The 22491-nt window shown below is 69.2% G+C and carries 21 protein-coding genes; 11 read left to right on the plus strand and 10 right to left on the minus strand.

Going from position 1 to position 22491, the window contains the following annotated elements; all coding sequences use genetic code 11:
- Positions 1–187 precede the first annotated feature (187 nt).
- From CACI_RS35460 to CACI_RS35480, 5 genes are all read left to right on the plus strand, one after another.
- Complete coding sequence (locus CACI_RS35460; protein WP_015795716.1) at positions 188–1432, plus strand: sensor histidine kinase; 1245 nt, start codon at positions 188–190, stop codon at positions 1430–1432.
- Positions 1429–2103, plus strand: a complete 675-nt coding sequence (locus tag CACI_RS35465; protein WP_015795717.1) for a response regulator transcription factor — start codon at positions 1429–1431, stop codon at positions 2101–2103. The genes CACI_RS35460 and CACI_RS35465 overlap by 4 nt, the downstream gene beginning before the upstream one ends.
- 111 nt (positions 2104–2214) lie before the next feature.
- A complete protein-coding gene (locus CACI_RS35470; protein ID WP_015795718.1) occupies positions 2215–2757 on the plus strand; it encodes a hypothetical protein in 543 nt (180 codons plus the stop codon).
- Between the two features lie 190 nt (positions 2758–2947).
- Complete coding sequence (gene wsfD, locus CACI_RS35475) at positions 2948–4465, plus strand: glycan biosynthesis hexose transferase WsfD (protein ID WP_449727812.1); 1518 nt, start codon at positions 2948–2950, stop codon at positions 4463–4465.
- An 84-nt stretch (positions 4466–4549) separates the two neighbouring features.
- Entirely contained in the window at positions 4550–5803 is a 1254-nt protein-coding gene (locus tag CACI_RS35480) for an SGNH/GDSL hydrolase family protein (RefSeq protein ID WP_015795720.1), read from the plus strand.
- 39 nt (positions 5804–5842) lie between these two features.
- On the opposite strand, the gene CACI_RS35485 is transcribed toward CACI_RS35480, so the two are convergent.
- The 7 genes from CACI_RS35485 to CACI_RS35515 form a co-directional block, all read right to left on the minus strand.
- Positions 5843–6463, minus strand: coding sequence for a hypothetical protein (locus CACI_RS35485; RefSeq protein WP_015795721.1), 621 nt, complete (start codon positions 6461–6463; stop codon positions 5843–5845).
- A gap of 330 nt (positions 6464–6793) precedes the next feature.
- The gene (locus tag CACI_RS35490) at positions 6794–7084 is read right to left on the minus strand and encodes a hypothetical protein (RefSeq protein WP_015795722.1); all 291 of its coding nucleotides are present in this window, start codon (positions 7082–7084) and stop codon (positions 6794–6796) included.
- Between the two features lie 74 nt (positions 7085–7158).
- Positions 7159–7452: a hypothetical protein gene (locus tag CACI_RS35495; protein WP_015795723.1), complete on the minus strand. Its 294-nt coding sequence runs from the start codon at positions 7450–7452 to the stop codon at positions 7159–7161.
- A gap of 107 nt (positions 7453–7559) precedes the next feature.
- Positions 7560–8663, minus strand: a complete 1104-nt coding sequence (locus CACI_RS35500) for a DUF6777 domain-containing protein (protein ID WP_085953890.1) — start codon at positions 8661–8663, stop codon at positions 7560–7562.
- Positions 8664–9503: 840 nt separating this feature from the next.
- On the minus strand, positions 9504–10553 hold the full coding sequence (locus tag CACI_RS35505) for a serine/threonine-protein kinase (protein WP_015795725.1): 1050 nt from the start codon (positions 10551–10553) through the stop codon (positions 9504–9506).
- Positions 10553–11083 carry an SH3 domain-containing protein gene (locus CACI_RS35510; protein WP_015795726.1) on the minus strand — a complete coding sequence of 177 codons (531 nt, stop codon included), beginning with the start codon at positions 11081–11083 and terminating at the stop codon, positions 10553–10555. Before CACI_RS35510 ends, CACI_RS35505 begins: the two co-directional genes overlap by 1 nt.
- Positions 11084–11107: 24 nt before the next feature.
- The gene (locus CACI_RS35515; RefSeq protein ID WP_015795727.1) at positions 11108–13441 is read right to left on the minus strand and encodes an ABC transporter ATP-binding protein/permease; all 2334 of its coding nucleotides are present in this window, start codon (positions 13439–13441) and stop codon (positions 11108–11110) included.
- A 443-nt stretch (positions 13442–13884) separates the two neighbouring features.
- On the opposite strand from CACI_RS35515, the gene lanKC reads away from it, so the two are divergent.
- The 4 genes from lanKC to CACI_RS46515 all read left to right on the plus strand — a co-directional run bounded on the left by lanKC (position 13885) and on the right by CACI_RS46515 (position 19144).
- The gene (gene lanKC, locus CACI_RS35520) at positions 13885–16470 is read left to right on the plus strand and encodes a class III lanthionine synthetase LanKC (RefSeq protein WP_015795729.1); all 2586 of its coding nucleotides are present in this window, start codon (positions 13885–13887) and stop codon (positions 16468–16470) included.
- Positions 16463–17014, plus strand: coding sequence for a flavoprotein (locus CACI_RS35525; RefSeq protein WP_015795730.1), 552 nt, complete (start codon positions 16463–16465; stop codon positions 17012–17014). Before lanKC ends, CACI_RS35525 begins: the two co-directional genes overlap by 8 nt.
- A complete protein-coding gene (locus CACI_RS46510) occupies positions 17007–18293 on the plus strand; it encodes an MFS transporter (protein ID WP_015795731.1) in 1287 nt (428 codons plus the stop codon). The genes CACI_RS35525 and CACI_RS46510 overlap by 8 nt, the downstream gene beginning before the upstream one ends.
- Before the next feature lie 62 nt (positions 18294–18355).
- Positions 18356–19144, plus strand: a complete 789-nt coding sequence (locus CACI_RS46515) for a helix-turn-helix transcriptional regulator (protein ID WP_015795732.1) — start codon at positions 18356–18358, stop codon at positions 19142–19144.
- 478 nt (positions 19145–19622) lie between these two features.
- Here CACI_RS46515 and CACI_RS35540 read toward each other — a convergent pair whose 3' ends face one another.
- Both CACI_RS35540 and CACI_RS35545 read right to left on the minus strand, forming a co-directional pair.
- Positions 19623–20192, minus strand: a complete 570-nt coding sequence (locus tag CACI_RS35540) for a hypothetical protein (RefSeq protein ID WP_015795734.1) — start codon at positions 20190–20192, stop codon at positions 19623–19625.
- A gap of 103 nt (positions 20193–20295) precedes the next feature.
- Positions 20296–20595: a hypothetical protein gene (locus CACI_RS35545; RefSeq protein ID WP_015795735.1), complete on the minus strand. Its 300-nt coding sequence runs from the start codon at positions 20593–20595 to the stop codon at positions 20296–20298.
- Between the two features lie 203 nt (positions 20596–20798).
- Between CACI_RS35545 and CACI_RS35550 the strand changes: the two genes are divergently transcribed.
- The gene (locus CACI_RS35550) at positions 20799–21320 is read left to right on the plus strand and encodes an ATP-binding protein (RefSeq protein WP_015795736.1); all 522 of its coding nucleotides are present in this window, start codon (positions 20799–20801) and stop codon (positions 21318–21320) included.
- Positions 21321–21618: 298 nt separating this feature from the next.
- Here the strand turns inward: CACI_RS35550 and CACI_RS35555 are convergent, their stop codons facing one another.
- On the minus strand, positions 21619–21915 hold the full coding sequence (locus tag CACI_RS35555) for a CsbD family protein (RefSeq protein WP_015795737.1): 297 nt from the start codon (positions 21913–21915) through the stop codon (positions 21619–21621).
- Positions 21916–22035: 120 nt separating this feature from the next.
- Here CACI_RS35555 and CACI_RS50545 point away from each other — a divergent pair, with 120 nt between their 5' ends.
- Positions 22036–22482: a helix-turn-helix transcriptional regulator gene (locus CACI_RS50545; protein ID WP_015795738.1), complete on the plus strand. Its 447-nt coding sequence runs from the start codon at positions 22036–22038 to the stop codon at positions 22480–22482.
- Positions 22483–22491: the final 9 nt, after the last annotated feature.

A 22491-nucleotide genomic window follows, 5' to 3' on the forward strand; every position in this document is an offset into this window, starting at 1 on the left:
GATGGCGCACGGATTCGGGCGCCGCACTCACCATCGCGGCGGCGCCGGCTCCGTGTCGTCACCCGCACACGGCGATCCGGACTACCGCAGGCGCGGTATGCCGCCGATGGATACCGCGGCTGTATCAGTGCAGGCTGCTGCCGCGTGCGGACGCCGGGCGGGTGGGTGCTCGCTTATCGTGAGGGACATGAGCATCACCGGCCACCTGCGCGGCGCCGTCCAACGGCATCCGCATCCGCTGGACGCGGCGATCGCGTTGGTGCTGTTCGTCGCGACGGCGGTGACGGCCTTCGGCGGGCATCAAGCATTCGAGGCCGGCGACCGTGGCGAACGCGGAGTGCTGCTCGCGATCGTTGCCATCGGGTGCGGGGCGCTCATCGCCCGGCGGCGGTTTCCGAAGATCGCGCTGCTGGTGAGTGCCGGAGCCGCGGAGATGTTCTTCGCGAAGATCGGGGGCAGCGGGAGCGGAAGCGGCGGTGTGCTGATCGTGCTCGCCCCCTCGATCGCCCTCTATACGGTCGCCGAACAGGTCGAGCGCCGGTCGGGGCTGATCGCCTGCGGAGCCGCGGTCGCGACGTTCGCCACGGTGCACGCGCTCTCGCATCCGGCGATGCTCGGCGCGGAGAACCTGGCACTGACGGCGATCGGCGCGCTGGCCATCGCGGCCGGCGACTCCTCGCGCACGCGCCGGGCGTACCTCGCCGAGGTCGAGGCGCGCGCCGAACGCGCGGAGCAGGCTCGGGAACAGGACGCCAGCCGGCGGGTGGCGGAGGAACGCCTGCGCATCGCCCGGGACCTGCACGACAGTGTGGGCCACCAGCTCGCGCTCATCAGCGTCCAGTCGGATGTCGCCGGACGCGCGATCGATACGGATGGTCCGGCGGTGCGTGAGGCGCTCGCGCATGTGAAGGCGGCGAGCCGTCAGGCGTTGGGTGAGTTGCGGGACACTGTCAGCCTTCTGCGACAGCCGGGCGATCCGGTCGCGCCGACGGAGGCTCCCGCACCGCGACTGGACGCGCTTGAGGACCTGCTCGCCGCGCTGCGCACGTCCGGGCTGGAGATCGACCAGGCTGTGCGGGGTTCTGTCACTCGGCTCGCTCCCGCCGCGGATCTCACGGCGTACCGGGTCATCCAGGAATCGCTGACGAATGTCTCCAAGCACTCCAGCGCGCGGCGTGCACGCTTGCTGCTCGATTACGGTCCGGGTGAGCTGCACGTCGAGATCGACGACCTCAGCGTCGGCGATGCTGCTGTGAGCCCTGTACTCCGCTCTTCGCTCCCCCGGCACGGCATCGTGGGCATGCGCGAACGGGTTCTCGCCCTCGGCGGGCAGTTCACCGCGGGTCCAGGTCGAGAGCCCGCGTTTCGCGTCGCGGCCACCTTGCCGTACCAGCCTCTGGATCTTGCAGTGGGGTCGGAGTCGGAGTCATGACGATCCGCGTGGTGATCGCCGACGACCAGCCCTTGCTGCGCACCGGATTCTCTGCTCTGGTCGGCTCCGCGCCGGACCTGGAGGTGGTCGGCGAGGCAGGGGACGGACGGGAGGCGGTGCGACTGGCGAAGGCGGCTCAGGCGGACGTCGTCCTGATGGACATCCGGATGCCGGTGCTCGACGGGCTCGCGGCCACTCGCCTGATCACCGGCGACGAAGACCTCGCCGGAGTCAAGGTACTGATTCTCACGACGTTCGAGATCGACGAATACGTCTTCGAGGCGCTCCGCGCCGGCGCGAGCGGCTTCCTGGGCAAGAGCGCCGAAGCCGACGAGCTGCTGGCGGCGATCCGCACCGTCGAACGCGGCGACGCGCTGCTATCCCCCGCCGCGACCAAAGCCCTCATCTCCCGCTTCCTCACGACACCCGTCGCCCCGCGCCAGCTGGACCAAGCGCAACGCGGCGCCCTCGACGCCCTCACCGACCGCGAGCGCCAGATCACCGGCTTCGTCGCCGAAGGCCTGTCCAACGACGAGATCGCCGCCCGCCTGGTCCTCAGCCCGGCCACGGTCAAGACGCACGTCAACCGCGCCATGGTCAAGGTCGGGGCGCGGGATCGGGCGCAGTTGGTGGTCTTCGCCCACCGCAGCGGTCTGGCCAGCGTCGGCTGAGCGGCTGAGCAACCGAGCGGCTGAGCGGCTGCTCACGCGCGAGGGCGCCGCCACGCTGGTCGGTATCCACTACCTACCGCCGCCACCGTCCGATGCGGTTTCATGGCTGGTATGGCGCCGCGCTCGAAGGTCACTGCCTTGTGGGTCACCGTGGCGTCGCTGGGCACGCTGTGCGCGATCGGCCTGGTCGCCTTCGGCGCCGTCGCGGGACTCGCGGGCATCCTCGACCAAACGGCGGCCGACCGCGTGTACCACGTCCAGTTCGGACACCCCGGCGCCGGCTGCGACAGCAAGAACACCATCGGCTTCGACATCGACGACGGCCAAGCGCTGCTCTGCTCGGCGTCGCCGAACACCATCGGCCAGACACACGGCTATGGCTTCTCCGCCGCACAGAACGCTGAGATCACCGACCTGGCCACTCAGCTCGGAACCGACGGTCTGTCACCAGCGGACCAACAGCAGGTCCAGCAGCGTGTGGACCAGATCGTCGCCGACCTGCCGCACACCCGACGCCCCGGACACGGCGCCCTGTTCTGGGGCGCGCGGCAGGCCTGGATCAGCTGCGGACTGGTGCTCGGTAGCCTTCTGAGCCTCGTTCTGCTGTGGTGGGCGCTGCTCCGCTCCGCGGCGCGGGGAAACCACCTGCGCTGAGAGTGCCGGGACCGATGACCGTACCGGCGCTCGTGAGGCCGGATCAAAAAAAGTCGCCGACCGTGTACAACCTTTCGCGTGTTGCCAGCCCTTAGAGAAGCAGCGGCGTTCACCATCGCTGCGTTCGAGAGGGGCGGGGATGGCGTATCAACTGTCGGGGGTGAGATCACGTCTGCGAGCGCATCGGTGGATGCGGGTTCCGATATCTCCTGTCGGGCTCGGGGTCATCTCTGGTGCGCTGATGGCGATACGGCTTCTGGTTCCGGTACCCGTTGGCATGGCGGACAACAATGATGGGTCGCGTCTGTTATGTCTTGTCGGCGCAGACGCCGGCGCGGTACATAGCAGTGCGCTTCCGTATTGGCAGTACGTGGTCGAGCGGTATCCGTTCACACCGTCGCCGCACCATTGCGAGCCCTATCCGTCGACCATGCTTCTTCCTGCGAAGCTCGCCGCGCTGGTGCATCAGCACATACTCGGCTTGGCCGGCGCCATCGACTTGCGAGAACTGGCTGTCGAGTACTGCCTCGTCGTTGGATTCGTGATGTGGGTCGCTGCTCGGCTGACGCGAAGCTGGCGTCCGGCGGCGCGGGGCGCGTTTCTCGTGGCATTGTTCCTGGTGCTCGCCGAGGCTACCTTCGCCGATTATGCGAACTCGCCGTATACGGAGACCGCCGCCTTGTGGGGGCTGGCGGTGTTCTCGGTGGCCGGCGTCGCGGCGAGCGTCACGCACTCCCGGCAGCGGGCCGCGTACGTGGTCGCCTGGGTGGCGGCTCTGTTCACGGTCGGCGCGAAGGTCGAGACCCTGACAATGGCGATCCCGCTGTGCGTCTTCTTCGGCAGCCGCAAGCTGGACTGGGGACGCTTCAGCGGGGGTCTTAGGGCTCGTGCCATCCCCACCCTCACCGTGTTATCGCTGGTCGGGATAGCGATGTGGCAGGGTGGGGCGTTCGGCGGCGGCCCGAACGATCAGCAGACGAACGTCCGGAACGAGCTCACCATGACGCTCATGCCGCTCTCGGGCGATCCCGGCGGCGTCGCCACAGGGCTGGGGCTTCCTCACTCGTTCGGCGCCTATAGCGGCACGAGCATTTGGTCCGCGCACCCCATGCAACAGGACCCTGCGTTCGACCCGTCGCGCGTCACCTTCGTCCGCATAGCGGGATACCTGGCTACGCATCCCCGGCTTACGGCTCGCGTTCTGGCGAGCGGTTCTGGTCCCTTTTTGAGGCTGTTCCGTACCGACTACTACATCGGTGACTACACAAAGGCCGACAGTCTGGGAAGACCGCAGCGGGAGGACCACCGAATAGCAGTCATCTCCTGGGTCGCCAACCACTTCGCCTGGGTCGGCTTCGGCGGCATTGTGGCATTCTGGATCGCCTGTGCGATCGGCGCGGTCCTTCTGCGCCGGCGCAGCGCGAAGGGTTCACCGCAGCGGGCGTTCGCCATCGTCTCGCTCACTTTCACGGCCGGTTCCGTCATCCAGTATCTGACCGCCGTTTTCGGCGAGGGCAACGAGGTGACGAAGCATCTTGTCGTCAGCCTCTTCTGCGCGACACTCGCGCCGCTGTGGATCGTCGCGGTGGGGATTGCGCATCGTAGACCGGCTGAGGCGTCGGCCGCGGTCGTTCCGAAGCGGCGAGAATCCCCGACTTATTCGCTGGATCGAGTGAATGCCCCATATCCCTCCGGTGATGCGCGTTGACTTGCATTCCCGGATAAGGCTTCTGTGATCTTGGCGATATCCGCCCTGATCCACTGAAGTCACCATGACGGGAAAGGTCTATTGATGCGTCCGTATGAGAAAGTGCGGCGACGACTTCGTTCGCTGGCCTTCGCCGGGGTTCTGCTCCCGGCTCTGCTGGTCCCCGCCGTCGCGGCGCAGGGCGCCTCGGGCTCGCCGCAGAGCGTGCGCGGCTCGCACTCCGGCAGCCTGGCCACGCCGAGCGCCGTGCCCGGCGGCGATCCCTGGGTCGTCTCGCTCGGCGACTCCTACATCTCCGGCGAGGGCGGCCGCTGGGCCGGCAACACCGACCAGAGCAGCTCGAAGATCGACGCCCTGGGTCCCACGGCGTACTTCGACAACAAGGACCACACCGCCGAGCTGATCCCCCGGTGCCACCGCTCGCTCTCGGCGGAGGTGCACATCGGGATTGCGCACAGCCTGAACCTGGCGTGCTCCGGCGCGCGGACGTCGACGTTCACCGAGGGCGGCTACTTCAAGCCCGGGCTGGACTTCTACAACGTCGGCGGCCACCAGGGCCAGGCGCTGATGCTCCGCGACTTCGCGCTGAAGAACCGCGTCACGATGGTCGCGGTCTCCATCGGGGGCAACGACTTCGGGTTCGGCGACGTCGTCACGTCCTGCGTCGAGCACTACCTGGCCGGCACGCTGTGCAAGAACGATCTCGCGGTCACCAGCCACTTCAACGCGGCCAACGCCGCTCGGATCACCAAGGACATCGCGTCGGCCCTGCGCAACGTGGGCCTGGCGATGGCCTCGGCCGGGTACCCGGACAACTCGTACAAGATCCTCGTCCAGAACTACCCCTCCCCCATCCCGTTCGGCGTCGACTTCCGCTACCCGGAGCACTACAACCGGCAGTTCGTGGGCGGATGCGGCCTGTGGAACGCGGACGCGGACTGGGCCCTGCAGACCGCCATGCCGACGGTCACCCGCTCGATCGGCGCCGCCATCGTCGACAGCGGCCTGAGGAACATCATCACCATGGACGTCTCCCGGGCCGTGGGCGGGCACAAGCTCTGCGAGAAGGGCGTCGGCCTGCTGGAGGAAGTCGGCCTCAACAGCTGGAAGGATCCCGGCGCGGTCGACAAGACCGAGTGGATCAACCAGATCCGGATCGTCACGTTCGGGACGGACTACTTCCAGCAGGAGTCGCTGCACCCCAACTACTGGTCGCAGTTGGGCTTGCGCAACTGCCTGCGGCAGGCGTACTCCGGCCCTGTGCCGCACGGAGGCGTCTGCGTCATCGCCCGCAAGGGTCTGACATTCCGCGGCGAACCCGAGATGAGTCTGCTGTAAGTCAATGCTCGAAGACTCTGCTGGACGCTGACGGAAACGTCAGCGTCCAGCGGGGTTGGCCTTGAGCTGCTCTCGATATTCGCCAAGCAGTACCCGCCGTACCAGGTCGGCGTCCGAGCTGCCCGGCAGGCTTCCGTACCCGGTCGCCGCCCAGACCGAGCCTTCCTTGGGCGCGACGAAGTACGGCAGCTCGACCAGCGCGCGCGTGCGGCGCCGGACTCGCACGGTGACGGCGATCGGCATGATGTCCAGCGGCAGGTTCTCCTGCGCGCGACGCCGGCACTCCGCACACATCGGGACCGGCGATCCCTTGCCCCGCGGCGAGTTCTGGCGCTGTCGCTTCTTCGACTTGTGTGCGGGGTCCGAGCCGCTGGAGGCCGCGCCGTGCAGCGGATTGTAGAAACAGCGCGGTCGGCGATGCGGCGCCGGTCGGCCCTCGTGGCGGGCGCTCGCCACCGCGAAGTGCGTCGCCGCGATGTCGAGCAATGCTGACACGCCGCCGAGCTCTACCGGCGCTTCGGCCTCATCGAGGAGCTTGCCGGCTGCGGCGTAGGCGTCCAGGGCAAGCAGGTACTCGCGGGTGACCTGCTCCTCGCCGTTGCGCAGGCTCAGTTCTGAGGCGGCGAGCTTCTCCCCGACGTCGACCAGCCGTGGCTCCACATGCGCGCGGATGTCTCGGCAGAGCGCGTTCCAGCGCGCCGGATCGACGCGCGGCAGGGTGATTGTCTTGGTCTGCTTCTGTATCGGGACGGGCTGAGGACGACCCGCATCGTCCCCGAAGCCGCTCCAGACGAAGCGGGTCCAGAACGAATGCAGCCTGGCGCTGAATCCCCGTGGCCTGCGCGCTGACGTGTTGTGTTGGCTTCCCCCATGCACGCTTCCAGGCTAGCTGGTCAGGCTCTCGTCGAACACGGCGCGGCGCCGGAGAAGCGCGAGACGCGGAACCGGCTAGCCAGCGCGGGGGGCGAGATGCACAGCGGGTCACCTCGCCTAGTGCGCGCGGTGGCCGTCCGTCGTGGCGCCGGCGTGTTCGCGCCAGGCGTGCATGCCGGCGATGGAGGCGTGCTTGGCCTGCTCCATCTTGACGGCTGCGGCGGTGGCCGGGGAGATGCCGCGTTGCCTGGACCAGACCATCGCGCCGCGGAGGGCGCTGATGGCGGCGAGCGCCATGCCCATGGTGGCGAGCATGAGCCCGCCGCCGGTCAGGGCGGCGCCGATCTTGATCATGCGGGTGTCGGGGACCGACAGGGTGGCCTCTTCTGCTGCCTCTGAACGCCTCATGATTCGACCCTGCGCCATGTTGCCGGGTCTCGCATCTTCGCGCGCCCACTGGTGGTACTCCCGGGACCCGATCGTCAGGTGGTGACCAGGTTGAACACCTGGTAGACCTTCGGCTCGGGCACCGGGGCGCCGAACTCCGCGTGCAGCGGGGCGATGATCTCGCCGAACTGCTGGAAGGACTGCTTGGAGTCCCAGACGTCGACGATGAGCAGCCCGTCGGGCGTGGTGGCGGCGGTGTGCGAGAGCAGCCCGGCCACCGGCCAGTCCGACGTCTCCTTGGCACCGCGGCCTTCGCTCATCTTCTTCGTGATCTGCTCGTACATGTCCTGGGTCATGCCCGGAAGCTCGAAAACCGTGACGACCGCCATGCGTGTCTCCTCTGTGGGAGTGGATACGGACAGGGTCAGTCGAGCACGGTGTTCGCACGCCCGCCCGACGGCCGGACCGCTCGTGTGAATCGTGGAAGCGAGCAGCCTCAGGATCCCGTGCCCGTCGCGGTCGGCACGGGTGGCGAGGTGGTGCCGATCGGTGCGGACGTCGGCGGTGAGGTCGGGTTCGACGTCGTCGTCTCGCCGGAGCCGGTGGTCGTGGACGTCAGCGGGGAGGTCGAGGTCGAGGACGTCACGTTCCCCGACGTGGAGCCGGACGGGCACGGCGACTCGCTGCCCGAGGCCGACCCTGTGGCGCAGGACGTGCTCGGGGACGTCGAGGAACTGCCCGATCCGGACGAGGATGTCGAGGACGACGGCGACGTGGAACTGCCGGTGGGCGGCGGCACCTTGTGGTCGCCGTGGCCGGTCCCACCGGTCGGCCTGCCGAAGTACTGGCCGGTCGTCGGGTCGAAGAGCACGATGACGGTGATCTGGACCGGCGCCGGCTGGACGACCACCACGTTCTGCGGCCGGAAGCCGGACCACGCGGTGCCGGTGAACTTCTCGGACGACTGCGCGGCCGGCGGCAGCAGCGGGTTGCCGCACGCACAGCGGGCCCGCGGCACGCCGTGACTGTCGACGAGCACCGCGGTCCCGGCTTGCAGGACGGACTGGAAGGTCGTGGCCTGGCCGTTGCTGAAGCCGTGGTTGGTCACCCGGGTGTCGGTGCGCAGGACGACTGGCGTCAGCGAGTGCAGATACGCCGGAATGTCCGCCTGCGCGATGCCCTCGACGCCGGCCCACGCCTTGCCCTTGTCGGGGTGCGCGGTGAGGAAGTCGGAGAGCTGGTTGACGTCGCAGCTCGAGACGTTTTCGGTGCCGCCATAGAGGCCCGCGGCGGCGCCGGACACGGTTTTCGCGCCGTTCGAGCTGGTCGCGCTCGCCGATGCGGACGGACCGGTACTCGCGGCGGCGGGCGGCGGCGCCTTGGTCGGCGAGGAGGTGTAGGCGTCGGGCCCGGAGGACGAGGTGTCTTGCAGGAGCACCGGCTTGGCGGAGGCGGTGCCGGTACCGAGCGTGATGGCCAGCGCCGTGGCGAGCCCGACGACGAGCACCCCGACGCCGATGCCGACGGGGCGGCGCCACCAGGGACGGCCGCCGGACGCTCCGGAGCCCGAGCCGGACGGCGGTTTCGGAGGCGGCGCCATGGAGGAACCCGAACCGGACGCGCCGCTGGGCGCCTGGCTGCTGCCGGAGGGGACGCCGGACAGCGGGCCGGAGGGCGGACCGGTCGGCGAGCCCGACTGGGATCCGGACGGCGGCGGGGATGGCGGGGGCGGCTGCGACGGTCGGTTGCCGCCACCGCTCGCTGGTGGTGAGGAGGAGGAAGAGGCGACGGCGGCGGAGGGCTGCTGGGATGATGCCTCGGTCGGCGAGCGCTCCGAGGACGGTGTCGGAGGACGGTCGGAAGCCTCGGTCGGCGGGTACTGCGAGGCCTGTGCCGGGGGACGATCTGCTGCTTCGGTTGGCGGATACTGCGAAGCCTGGGTCGGAGGACGATCCGCAGCCTCAGTGGGCGGGTATTGCGACGCCTGGGTCGGAGGGCGCTCCGAGGATGGTGCCGGAGGATTGTCCGACGCTTCGGTTGGCGGATACTGGGACGCCTGCGTCGGAGGATGCTCCGAAGCTTGGGCCGGAGGATTGTCCGATGCTTCGGTCGGCGGGTATTGCGAGGCCTGCGTCGGAGGGTGCTCCGGCGGGCTGTCCGCAGACTCGGTCGGCGGATGCGGCGGCTGGGGCTGCGGCTCCTCGGCTTCGGGTTTGGCTTCGCCCTCGCCGGAAGTAGGCGGCGGTGTGGTAGTCAACGCTCGTCTCACCTGCTTCGACGGTGCTGGGCGGTGCCGGGGGGGTTGGCGGTTTGGTGGTGGTCTCTGCGTGCCATTGTCACTGGCGGCGAGCGTGGGGTCGCAACCTCTGAGGGGCGGTACCGAGGGGTCGCGGCTGGCGTTTGCGCAGGTCGGGGCTGTGTCGTGGATGCTGCGGGGGATTCAGGGCGTCCTCCGGACGGCCGCGTTGGCGAACACCGGCATCGCCCACGCCGGTGGTAGAGGTATCTGTTCCTCGATCTCAGCCTCAGGCAGTTGCGGCGTCGGCCGCCGAGCCGCCACCTCCCCCACCACATCCCCCACCGCCGCCGCGACGCGCGTCGGGTCGTGACCGACCACGGGCGTCCCCGCGGCCCGCAGTGCGAGCGCGAACTCCATGCATGTCCCGAAGCGGTCGCGGGGCTCCTTCGCGAGGGCTCGGGCGAGTACGGCGTCGAGTGCCAGTGGGAGGCCGGGGCGGGTGTCGGTGAGCAGCGGGGGCGGGTCGTGCAGGTGGGACCACAGGAGCGCCAGGTCCTCGTCGTGATGGTAGGGCGCGGAGCCGGTCAGGAGCTCGAAGACCAGGCAGCCGAGGCTGTATTGGTCGCCGCGGCCGTCGACGGGCTTGCCGGAGATCTGCTCGGGCGCTACGTAGTCGACCGTGCCGACGAACTGGCCGACCCGGGTGAAGCCGGTGAGGGAGGAGGACTTCTTGGTCAGGCCGAAGTCGGTCAGGTAGACGTGTTCGGGGTGCTCGCGGTCCGTGCCCTCGGCGAGCAGGATGTTGCCCGGTTTCACGTCCCGGTGCACCAAGCCGTGCGCGTGCGCGGCGTCCAGCGCGGAGGCGATCTGCGTGGTGATCCGCACCGCCTGCAAGACCGGCAGTGTCCCGTTCCGGTCGAGCAGCGTACGCAGATCGCGCCCCTCGACGTACCGCATCGCGATGTAGAGCACGCCCTCGCTCTCTCCCGCCGAGAAGACCGGAATGATGTGCGGATGGTCGATCGCCGCGGCTGCGCGCGACTCGGAGGCGAACCGCAGGCGGAAGGACTCGTTGAGCGCGAGCTCCGGCGCGAGCAGCTTGACCGCGACCACTCGGCCCAAAGCTAGATCCTGCGCCCGATAGACGACCGCCATCCCGCCGCGCCCGATCTCCGTCTCCAGCTGGTATCCGGCGATCCGGTGCCCGCTCAAGCCCGCCGGGACAACAGCCTGCGAAGGTTGCTCCACCATCAGTGCTCACCCTCGCTCGCCGCCGCTGCCGCCCCATGGACGCCCGGCGGCGCCTCGACGGTCGCAAAGGTCTGAAGCTGTGTGTCGTGGCAGTACCACCAGCGGTCATGCTCAAGATCCAGCAGCCATGCCGACTCCCCGTCGACGATGACCCCCACCCGCAGCCCGACGCTTCGCTCCCGAAACGCCTGCAGATCGATCGTGCCCGCAGCCAGTTGCTCGACCAGCTGCCGATAGGCGGTGAGCGTCCGCTCCAACTGAGCCAGCAGCGGACGGGGATCCGGCGTCCGCGCCTGCGGTCGGTCCGTACCCGGCGGACCGTCCGGCAGCGCGACCAGCAGTCGGCCGTCGACCCACGCCGACCAGTTGTTCGCGCACAGCACCCGAGCCCAGTCGCCCTGCGTCTCGACGACCTGGACCGGCAGGACGGGGTCCAGCAGGGCGGAGGGCTCAGAAGGGTCCGGGCCGTCCCACGTCGGCATCCCGTCCAGGGGCGTCACATGGGTCGGCCGGAAGCCAGTGTCGTTCATGGCGCCTCCCGGATCACCCGGATCTCACCGGCGCATGATCGCCGGCTCGTGGCGGCGCAGCAGCCGAGCGACCGCCAGGCCCAGGATCAGCGACATCAGCAGCATGGCTCCCATGTCGAGCAGCCAGGTGCTCGTCTTGTGGGCGAACAGCGGATCAGCGGTCAGGGTGCCGGGGACGACCTGGTGCAGGTCGATCGTGCTCGCCATGGCGGCCAGCGCCCAGCGCGAGGGGACGAGCCAGGACAGCTGGTTCAAGCCGGGGACGTTGTGCAGCTGCAGCAACGCGCCGCAGAAGACGACCTGGATGATCGCCAGCAGCACCAGCAGCGGCATCGTCACCTCCTCCTTCTTCACGAGGGCGGAGATGAGCAGCCCGAGCATCATCGCGGTGAAGGACAGCAGCGCGACGGCGAGCGCGATCTCGATCAGCGGCGGCATCAGCACCCCGCCGCCGGCCGGCCTGATCCGCACCCCGGCCAGCCCGATCACCGTCATCACCACGGCCTGCACCACGGTGATGGCGCCGAGCACGACGATCTTCGACCACAGATACGCGGACCGGGACAAGCCCACGGCTCGCTCCCGGCGATAGACGGCGCGTTCCTTGACCAGCTCGCGCACCGCGTTCGCCGCGCCGACCAGCAGACCGCCGACGCAGAGGATGAGCAGCGCGTTCAGCGCCGTGTCGGAGGTGAGCTTGCTGCCGGCGAGCGCCCGCGCCATCGCGCCCATCACGAACGGCAGGATGATCATGACCGCCAGGAACGTGCGGTCGGCGGCCAGCGCCGCCACGTACCGGCGCACCAGCGTGCTCAGCTGGCCGAACCAGCTCTGCGCCTTGGGCGGCTCGGCGTACCGGATCTCGACCGCGGCCTGCGCGGGCTGGTGCTCCATCGTGCCGGCGACGTACTTCCGATATGTACCCGACGTCTGGTACCGCCCGGCCCAGTCGCGATCCTGATCGTTCTCGAAGGCCTCGAACGCCTCCGGCCACTGCTCGAAACCAAAGAAAGTCAGGGCGTCGGCTGGCGGCCCGAAGTAGGCGATGCGACCGCCGGGCGCGAGCACCAGAAGGCGATCGCACACTTCGAGGTTCAGGACGCTGTGCGTCACCACGATCACGGTCCGGCCGTCGTCGGCGAGCCGGCGCAGCAAGTGCATGACGGAGCGGTCCATGCCGGGGTCCAGCCCGGAAGTCGGCTCGTCCAGGAACAGCAGCGAAGGCTTGGTCAGCAGCTCCAGCGCGACGCTCACGCGCTTGCGCTGCCCTCCGGACAGACTGGAGATCACCTGGTCCGCGCGCTGTGTCAGCCCGAGTTCGGTGATGACCTCCTCGACCCGGTCCGCCCGCTCGCCCTTCTCGGTGTCGCCAGGGAAGCGCAGCTCGGCGGCGTAGGACAAGGCGCGGCGGACTCCCAGCTGGGTGTGCAGGATGTCGTCCTGCGGGACCAGGCCGATGCGCTGCCGCAGCTCGGCGTAGTCCTGGTACAGGTCGCGGCCGTCGTAGCGCACGCTGCCCCGGTCGGCGGGGCGCATCCCGGTGAGCGCGTTGAGCAGCGTGGACTTGCCGGCGCCGCTGGGCCCGACCACGGCCAGCAGCGACTTCTCGGCGACCGGGAAGGAGACGGCGTCCAGCAGGACGCGCGGCTCCGGCCCGACCTGCACCGACAGCCCTTCGACCTGCAGCGCGACCTCGCCGGTGTCGACGTACTCCTGGATCTCGTCGCCGACCAGGCAGAAGACCGAGTGCCCGATGCCGATCAGGTCGCCGGGCTCGACGATCGCGGTCAGCACCGGCTGGCCGTTGAGGAACGTGCCGTTGTGGCTGCCCAGGTCCTCGATCTCGTGGCGGCCGTCGGGGCGGGTGCGCAGCTCGGCGTGCGAGCGCGAGACGCTCAGGTCCTCGACGACCAGGTCGTTGTCCAGGGCGCGGCCGATGCGGACGGTGCGCTCGGGAAGGGGGCGCACCGTCGTCGGCTGCCGGTAGGAGCCGGTGATCGCGGTGAGCGCGGAGGGCCGGGCGGCCTTCTTCGGGGTGGCGGGGCGCGCCACGGCGAGCAGGCTGGCCCGCGGTCCGTCCTGCGGATTGCCGAACCGGAGCATCGAGCCCGGGCCGACCTCGAGATGCCTGACCCGGTGGCCCTGGCCGTCGTAGGTGCCGTTGGTGCTTCCGACGTCGTCCAAGGCCCAATGCCCGCGGTCGACGTGCAGCACGGCGTGGTGCCAGGAGACCCGGGGATCGGTAAGGACCACGTCGCCAAGGGGATCGCGGCCGATCTGATACTCGCGGCTCGGGCTCATCACCCGCGAGTCGCCCTCGGTCTGGAGCACCAACTCCGCGCCTGGCTGATCCGCCATGCCTTCGAGCCTAGCTCAGCCGCAGGGCTCCCGCCTGCGGTGCGGCGGGCGCCGACCCTGCCGGTGAGGACGCCTGGCGAGGCGGCGGCGGACTCGCGAATTGTCGGAGGTATCGCAGTACTCGTCTATACGCACCCGTACGCATAGCTCGGCGAGGCCGCGGGCGCAGACCATGGAGAACGGGAGGCCGCACAAGCGGCCAACCAGTCCGAACCGACATGAATCCATGGAGGAATCATGAACGACGTCCTGAGCCTGGCCGAGCTCGTGATCGACGACGAGACCGAGCGCGGCCTGTTCGGCACCCCGTCGATCAGCTGCGGCCAGACCAGCGCGGTCAGCGACCACTGCTGACCGTTTCCGCAAGGTGCCGGCCGGGCCTCACGGCCCTGGCCGGCACCGCCGCGCCGAACGCCGGACCACAGGGATGGGTGGGGAAAACGATGCGCAGGTTCGACAGCTACGTCAGCGCCGCGAAGGCGGATCCGCGGTTCTACGACACCTTGGCGCGCCTGGAGACCGACGACGACCTCGCCGCGCGCATGGCCGCGGGAATCGGTCCGGACTTCTCGGTCACGATCAAGGACATCTGGGCTGTGGCTGTGGCGCACTCCGAGCAGCTTCCGGAGATGCCCGACCATGGATGGAAGATCCATGTCTCGGCGCGCGCCGACCAGGCGGCCGCGGCGCTGGACGCGGTCTGCGCCTTGTTCCAGGCAAAGCCTTTCAACTTCAAGTGCCTGCGCGACATGCGCTTCGTCCGGATGAGTTCGGCCCGCTGGTGGACACCGGGCCAGGTCGGCAAGGTGCTGGCGATCTATCCGCGCACCGCCGAGGAGTGCCGTGACCTGCTCGCGGAGCTCACACCGCTGCTGAAGGACATCCGTGGCCCTTACGTCCTCACCGATCGCCGCCACGAAGGTTCGCAAGCCCTGTTCTACCGCTACGGCGAATTCCGCGCTCTGGGCCGGCGCAGCCCGGATGGCGATCGCATCCCGATCGTCAAAGGCCCGGACGGCCAGACGTGGCGCGATGAGCGGGGTCCGGTCTACCGGAGGCCGCCGTGGGTCGACGAGCTGTTCCCGCAGGACGAGACGGAGGGGAAGCAGCAGTCTCATACGTTGCACGGATACCGCGTCATCAGGCCTCTGCATTACTCCGGGACCGGCGGCGTCTATCTCGCCGAGCGGGTCAGCGACGGCGTGCAGGTCGTCCTGAAAGAGGCACGAGCCGAAACCGGCTTCAGCGAGGCCGGAACGCAGGCGCAGGACCGGCTCCGCCGCGAATTCGACGCCCTGACGCGCCTCAAGGGAAGCGGCGTCGCGCCGGAGCCGATCGAGCTGTTCGAGGAGTGGGAGCACCTGTTCCTGGTCGAGGAGTTCATCGACGGTCTGGCTCTGATCAGCTTCATCGGGGCGAACCATCCGCTGACCCGCAACATCGACGACCCGGACACCGTCGAGCGCTACCGCTCGGTCATCGCCGCGACCGTGTCCGGTCTGCGCCGCGCGGTCGAGGCCTGCCACAACGTCGGCCTGACCTACGGCGATCTGTCGCTCACCAACATCATCGTCGACCCGGAGACGCACCAGGTGCGCCTGATCGACTTCGAGTCCGTCCGGCCGGTCGACGTGGACCAGGAAGGCTATCCGCACACCGCGGGCTTCGCCCCGGCCGAGACCGCCGGTATCCACGACGGCCGGATCATCGACGGCTACGGCATCGACGCGACCGAGCTGGCGATGCTCATGCCGCGTCCCACGTTCCGCGACCTCGACGCCGCGGCGTTGGCGCGCTCCGCGCACTTCCTCGCCGCCGGGCTCGACTACCCGGTCGAAGACCTGCTCGACCGCTTGGAGCTCGCCGCCGACACCGCGCTGGAGGATCTGCCCGGTCCGGCCGACCTCGCCGCGCAGGCCATGCGGTTCGCCACCGCGGTGATGACGCCGGAGCGCGACGACCGGCTGTTCCCGGCCGATCCGCTGGTCATGGCGACGAATCCCTGGTCGGTCGGCTACGGCGCGGCCGGGGTCGTCAGGGCCCTGCATCGCATCACCGGCGAGGTCCCGGAGCCCGTCCGGGACTGGATGCGCCGCTCGGCGCCGAGTCTGGCGAAGATCCCGCCCGGGCTCTACACGGGCCGTGCCGGGGTGGCGTGGACGCTGCACGACATCGGTGAAACCGAGTGGAGCCGCGAGATTCTGGACACGGCGGTGGCCGACGCCGCGAGCTGGCCGGACATGCCCGCGAGCATCCTGTCGGGCTGGGCCGGTATCGGGACGGCGTGCCTGGCGCTGGGCAGCGTCGCGGGTGGGGAACGCTTCCTGGAGCACGCCGAGCGCATCGGAAGCGACCTCGCCACGTCCGGTCAGGACGACGGTCAGGGACTGCACTGGCCGGTCGCCGGCCAGAACTTCCGGTCGGTCGGCTACGACCGGGGGTCGGCCGGCATCGCGACCTTCCTGCTGTCCTTGTTCTGCGTGACCGGGGACAAGCGATACCTCCGGATCGGTCGGCGCGCCCTCGAATACGACCTCGCGCAGGCCATCGAGCACGACGAGGTCATGCTGTCCTTCCCGCAGCGGGTCGGCGGCGGCACGTCCACGCCCTACTGGTCGCGGGGCGCCGCGGGCATGGGCACGGCGCTGATCCGGTTCTGCCGCGTCACCGGCGATCCCCGGCTGCGCGCGGTGCTGGACCAGCTGATGCGCTCGCGCGTCGCCGGGATCAGCGTCAGCCCGGCGCTGTTCAACGGCATGGCGGGAATGGCGAACGTGGCGCTCGATTACGCCGAACTGCTCGACGCGCCGGAGTACCGGCAGAACGCGAGCCGCATCTGCGGGGCGATCCGTAGCCTGGCGAGCCTGCAACCGGAAGGCGTGGCCTTCCCTGGCGAGTCTCTGGTGCGGTTCAGCACCGACTACGCCACCGGCAGCGCGGGGATCGCGCTCGTCCTGGACCGGCTGGAGCGGACTTCTGGCGACTTCAACTTCACGGTCGACCACCTCCTGGACGGCCATCGTGCATGACAGGGCCCTGTCGGTGATCGTGTGCGGTTCCAGCGCCGCGTTGTCGCTGACCCAATACCTGTCCCGGATTCGGCGGCAGATCGGCGAGGACCCCATCAGGGTTCTGCTGACGTACTCCGCGCAGCGGTTCGTCTCGCCGGACACCGTGCACTGGTACGCCGACGAGTGCTTCGTCAGCGAGGATCCGCGGTTGAACCCGACGGAATTCGCTTTGCGGTCACGGGGCGTGGTGGTGCTGCCGACCACCGCCAACATGCTGGCTTCCGCGGCGTTGGGACTGGCGGGAACGCCCGCGCAGACCGTTCTGCTGATGGCTGAGCCGCCGACGCTGTTCTTTCCCAGCATGAATCAGGTCATGTGGCGCCGGGGCACGACCGGTACGCATGTCAGCGCACTGCGCGCCGAAGGGCATGTGGTCGTCGATCCGCAGCCCGGCGAGGCGTACGAGATGTGGAAGCGGCGCATCGTGGACAGCCTGGTCATGCCGGGACCGGATGAGGCGGCGGCAATCGTCGGGCGCTGGTGGGAGCAGCGCGATGGCTGACCGGCCGGTGCGGGCGCTGCTCGGCGACCTGGACTTCCGGCGGCTGTGGATCGGCGCGGGGCTCTCGGCGTTCGGGTCGCAGTTCACTGCTTTGGCCGTCCCGCTGCTGGTTCTGCGGCAAACCGGTTCGCCGCGGCTCGCAGGGGTGGTCGCGACCTGCCGGTTCGTCGTGTTCTTCGCGGTGCAGCTGCCGTGCGGGGTCATCGCCGACCGGCTCTCGCGGCGTGCGGTACTGCTGACCGCCGACGCTGTTCGGGCGGTGGTGATGGCGGTGCTGACCGTGGTCGCGGTGGACCGGTCGGCGGATGTCGTGGCGTGGCTGATCGTCTGTCTGACGGCGGAGGGGGTGTTCAGCGCGGCGGCCAACGTCGCGGCGATGGCCGCCATGCCGGAGGTCGTTCCGGAGCCGCGGCGCGCCACCGCGATGGCGTTGGCGCAGATGCAGGGCTCTGCGACGCAGCTGGCGGGGCCGTTGGTGGGCGGGCTGTTGTTCGCGGCTGGTTCCGCTGTGCCGTTCGCGGTCGATGCGGCGAGCTATCTGGCGAGCTTGGTGCTGGTGCTGTTCGTGCGCAGACCGCTCGGGGGCGGCGGGAGGGACGAGGAGTTCACGCTGCGCAAGGATCTCGTCGTCGGACTCGCGTTCGTCCGCCGGTCGCGGTATCTCATGATCCTGATGGTGTGGTCGGCGCTGATGAACTTCGGGACCGCCGGTCTTGGTTTCGTGGTGGTGGTTGCGGTGGGCGGCGAGCATCACGGGCGCCTGCTGGGTCCGGCGCTGGCTCTGTCGGCGGTGGGCAGCATGGTCGGCGCTGCGCTCGCGCCTCGGTTTCGGGAGGTGAACGAGGACGGGCTCATCAGGAGCGTCACGTTGGGGATCGTCCTGCTCGCGCTGGGCGCCGCGGTGGTCGGCGAGCCGGTTGTCATCGCTGCGTGCTTCGCCGGGGTCGCGTTGCTGGGTCCGATCGTGGTGATTCCGAAGAACGTCCGGGTCTACGCGCTGGTGCCGACCGAGTTGACCGGCAGAGCACAGGGAGCGCTCTTCCTTATCGGCGGCAGCCTGTATCCGTTCGCGGCTGTGCTCAACGGTTTTCTTGCTGAGCGTTACTCCACGCGCGTCGCGTTGGGGCTGGACACCGCAGTGCTCGCGGTCGTGCTGGTCATCACTCTGGCGCCGGCGTTCCGGCGGACGACGGCGCTGGCAGAGGCCCACGCGGTCACCGCTGCCGAGCCGGCTGTTCCGGTGAGCGGAACAGCGGAGGTACATTTAGGACGCGAGTGAATATTCTGAGCGCCTCAGCCTGCTGATCATCGGCGGGCGCTCGGGTCGGGGGAGGAAGATCAGTGTCGACTTCGGAGCTGTCGCGAAGCGAGCTGGCGAAGATTCTGGACCTTGCGGTGTTCCTGGTGGAGACCGCCGACCAGGTCGAGCCGATGCAGTCGATGCGGTCGCATCTGGCGGAGCACTTCTCGGTGGAGCCCGGCGCGATCGTCTTGAGCCGGGACGACGTCTGGGCTCAGACGGGTTGCTCCGAAGCCGAGTGCCGGCATGACGGCGTCTGGCCGCTCCTGGACCGGCATCCGCTGGTGACGCACTACGCCAGGACGCGCGACGAGCGCATTCTGGCTCCGCGGCGCACCGTCCGGTCCGACGTCGCGTGGTCGCCGCGGTGGGACGACCTGGTGCGCGAGGCGATCGGTTGCGAGACGTACCTGTCGATGCCCGTTCCGGCGCCGGCCGGTACCTCGCAGTTGTACCTTCTCGGCACATCGCACCGAAACGCTTCGTGGCACCATTCGCTGCTGGCGACGCTGGCGCCGTTGGCGTCGGCGGCGGTGAAGAGGTCGATCAGCAGCTGTCTGGCTGCGGCGAGACAGGATTCTGGTTCGCCGATCTTGGAAGCCGACACCACTATCCTGACGCGGCGCGAACGGCATGTGCTCGAACTGCTCGCGCAGTCGCTGACCGCCGATGCGATCGCTCATCGTTTGAAGTGCTCCAAGCGCACGGTGCACAAGCATCTGCAGAACATCTACCGCAAGCTCGGGACGGCGGATCGGTTGCAGACCGTGCTGGCTGCGCAGAAATTGGGACTCGTTGGTGCTCCTGCTTCGCTGGTTGCGGAGCTGTAGCGGGCTTTCTGTTCCGGGCGTCTCTAGTCGCTGCTTCGGCGGTGGCGCCGGCGGCGGCGGCCTCTGGTGGTGTCGGCGTGGCGGGTGAAGCCCAGGGCGCGGCGGGCGTCGTCCAGGCAAGTCCACTGGGGGTCGATGGGTTGGCTTTCGGCCATCGCGACCACGTGCTGGAGGGTTGTAGGGATTTCCCATCGGTTTCCGCAGCGGCACGCTACGTCTACGCGCATTCCCATCGCGGCTATCAGCCAGTCGGTGACCCGATGGCAACTGGGACACTCGATGAGTCCCTGAGTCTCGCGGCCGTCGCCCGATGGCTCGGATCTGACGTGGGCCTGGTCTGCCACTCGCAACAGCGTCGTCGTTTCCCACCCGACGGACACGATGCCTCCCTCGTCGGCCTCACCCGTGCGTGTCGAGAACGACTCGACGTTCGCACAGGAACGGGGGGCTGTCCACCGTACAGTCGTGGATCGTCGGCTCAGTGCCGCAGCGCGATGCTCACCTCGGCGGTGACGCCGGACAGGGAGCGGTTGCTGCGCGCGGTCGCGGTCTTGGTGCCGCCGGCGGGGACGGCGTCCACCGACACCGCCGCGATGTCCTGGAGCGTGCCGCCACTGTTCTTGAACGAGACCGAGATGGTGTAGTCGTGCTGGTCAGAGGTCGGGTTCTTCACGGTGAGCTGGGCGGTGGCGCGGCCGTCGGAATCAGTGGTGACGGCTCCCACCTGGACGTCGGCGGTGGCGTCGATACCGTCCTTGACCTGGGCCAGCGCCGAGGAGGCGGAGGCCGACGCCTGCGAGACCGCCGAGGACACGGCTCCGCCGGCCTGCGAGCCGAGCGAGGACAGTGCGGAGGACGCGGACTGCCCGGCCTGGGACAGCGCCGACGAGACCTGGCCCTGGGCATCGGTCGGGGACGGCGACCCCGAGGCGCCTGAAGACCCCGACGATCCCGAACCGCAGCCGGCGGCCAGGGCGGCGGCGCCGAGGATCGCGGCGACGGCGGTCAGGCGGCGGGTGGCGGGACGGGTACGCGGCGGGTGGTCCATGCGAGCAACGCTAGGCAGCGCACGGATATCACGGGCTGCTCGGCTAGGCCGCGCGGTTGATCCGACATCTCGGGAAGCCCGCCGGCTGAGCAGGCGGCTCGGGCTAGACACCGTCGACCGCGATCCGGTCGATGGCGGCGGCCAGCGAGGTCAGTGCTTGCAGGATCTCCCCGGGGTCGGACGCCGGGGAGGCGCGGTAGGGGCGCAGGACCTCGTCGGCGTCGAAGCCGCGCCGGGTCAGGACGCTCGCCGCCGTGGCCCGGGCCAGTTCCAGGCCGGTCGCCGGGTCGTCGACGAACACGCCGTAGGCGCGGCGGACCGCGGTGTCGAGGTAGTCGACGTCGGCGGTGGTGAGACGACGTGGCAGAGCCGAGCCCGGGTAGACGCGGTACCAAGCGGTCATCGTGTCCTCCTTACTTATACAGGCCGTCAAAACCGCTATATCCGCGCCTTCCCATGCCAAACGGTCGCGGGCGGCCGACGCGCGTCAGTGGCGCCATATCAACGTCCTGTCGCCATCGGGCCACAGGTGGCTGTTTAGACGTGTGGATCGGGGACATTGCGAAGGATTGACGACGACGACAATGACAATGCGGAGGCAGCGCCATGCAGCAATCCCGCGGCACCGAACCGTTCGACACAGGCAGGACGGTCCGCCGGAAACACGGTGCGCGCCCGGAACGTGCGCAGCCCGACCGGTCGCGTGTCAATTCCCTGTCATGGTCGTTCCCCGGCACGCCGGCGGATGTGTCGTGTTCCCGCCACTGGCTGGCGATCGCGGCGACCGAGGCGTGGGGCGAGTGCGAGGACACCGACCGCTTGGTGCTCGCCTACAGCGAGATCGCGACCAACGCGGTGGTGCACGGCGCCGGACCGGTGACCGTCGCGGCGCAGATCTGCGCGACCAGCGCGCGCTGCGAGATCGCCGACCGCTCCACCCGGCTGCCGAAGGTCCGCCACGCGACGGCCGGCGACCTCGGCGGGCGCGGGCTGGAGATGGTGGAGCTCACCGTCGACCGGCTGCGGGTGGCCGCCGACGAGGTGGGGAAGACGGTGTCGTTCGAGGTGGGGCGGCGCGATGAGCGCGATGAGAGCGGCAGCCCGGCTGAGGACGACACCGAGGGATGAAGACGCCGGTCGGGCGGTCGGGATGAGTTGACCGGCCTGGTGAACAAGCAAGACGGTCTGGCGACCAAGCAAGTTCGGTGAGTAGGCGACAGAAGCGGCCGCAGGCCGCTTAGACAGGCTTCGACAGCTGCGTGGTCATCGCAGCTGTCGGAGTCTTTCTCGTCTTTCACGATCTGCATCTGAACAGAATCCGAGTCCGCACAGAATCTGAATCTGCACAGAGTCCGGGTCTGACCAGAATCTGTATCTGAACAGACCGGCCCTCCGGGCGGTGCGCCCGGGGCCGGTCGGCGTGTCGTTACTTGTTGAGGTGCTGCTTGGCCTTGGCGGCGAGCTGCTCGGCCTTGCCCTTGGCCTCGGCGCTCTCGTCGTCGGTGACGGCGCCGGCGACTTCGCGGACCTTGCCCTTGGCTTCCTGGCCGGTGTTCTTCGCCGTGTCCTTCGCCTTGTCGGCCGCGTGCGCGGCGTGTGCCTCGGCCTGGTCGGCCTGGCCTTCGGCCTGCATGCGCTCGTTGCCGGAGACCTTGCCGACAGCCTCCTTGACCTTGCCCTTCGCGTCCTCGGCGGTGTGCTTGGCCTTGTCACCGACACTCATGGTGAGTCCCTTCTCGCGGCGGGTGCATCTTCGTGAAGGGCCCTCGTAACCCCAGCGCGCGGTATGAAACGGCCCTAGGGCGTCAACCTCGTTCCATAGCCGCGGGGATAGGGTGGAAGGATGGAGGAGGCAGACGAACGTCGACGGTGGACGCTACTCACTTCTCACGGGCACGTCCTCGTCGAGATCGCGCGGAATCCGCAGGCCCGGGTACGGGACATCAGTGCGATCATCGGGATCACCGAGCGGGCCACGCAGGCGATCATCGCCGATCTCGAGCGTGCCGGATATGTCGAGCGTCTCCGGATCGGGCGGCGTACCCGTTACGTACTGCACACGGGCAATCCGTTCCGGCACTCGGCTCAGGACGGTCTGGAGGTGGGACCGTTCCTGGAACTCCTCACCGGCGTCGCCTCTTTGACCGGCACCCCCCTGGCCGACGATCCGCTGGCGATCCCGCTGGCGTCTGATCCGATGGCGTGTGATCCGATGGCGTCCGATCCGCTGGCCATCCCCCAGGCGTCCCTCGCGTCACCCGAGCCACCCGAAGCACTCACGGACGTGTGAAGCGCCGAA

Origin of the sequence: Catenulispora acidiphila DSM 44928 (assembly GCF_000024025.1) — a bacterium.
Classification (GTDB): domain Bacteria; phylum Actinomycetota; class Actinomycetes; order Streptomycetales; family Catenulisporaceae; genus Catenulispora; species Catenulispora acidiphila.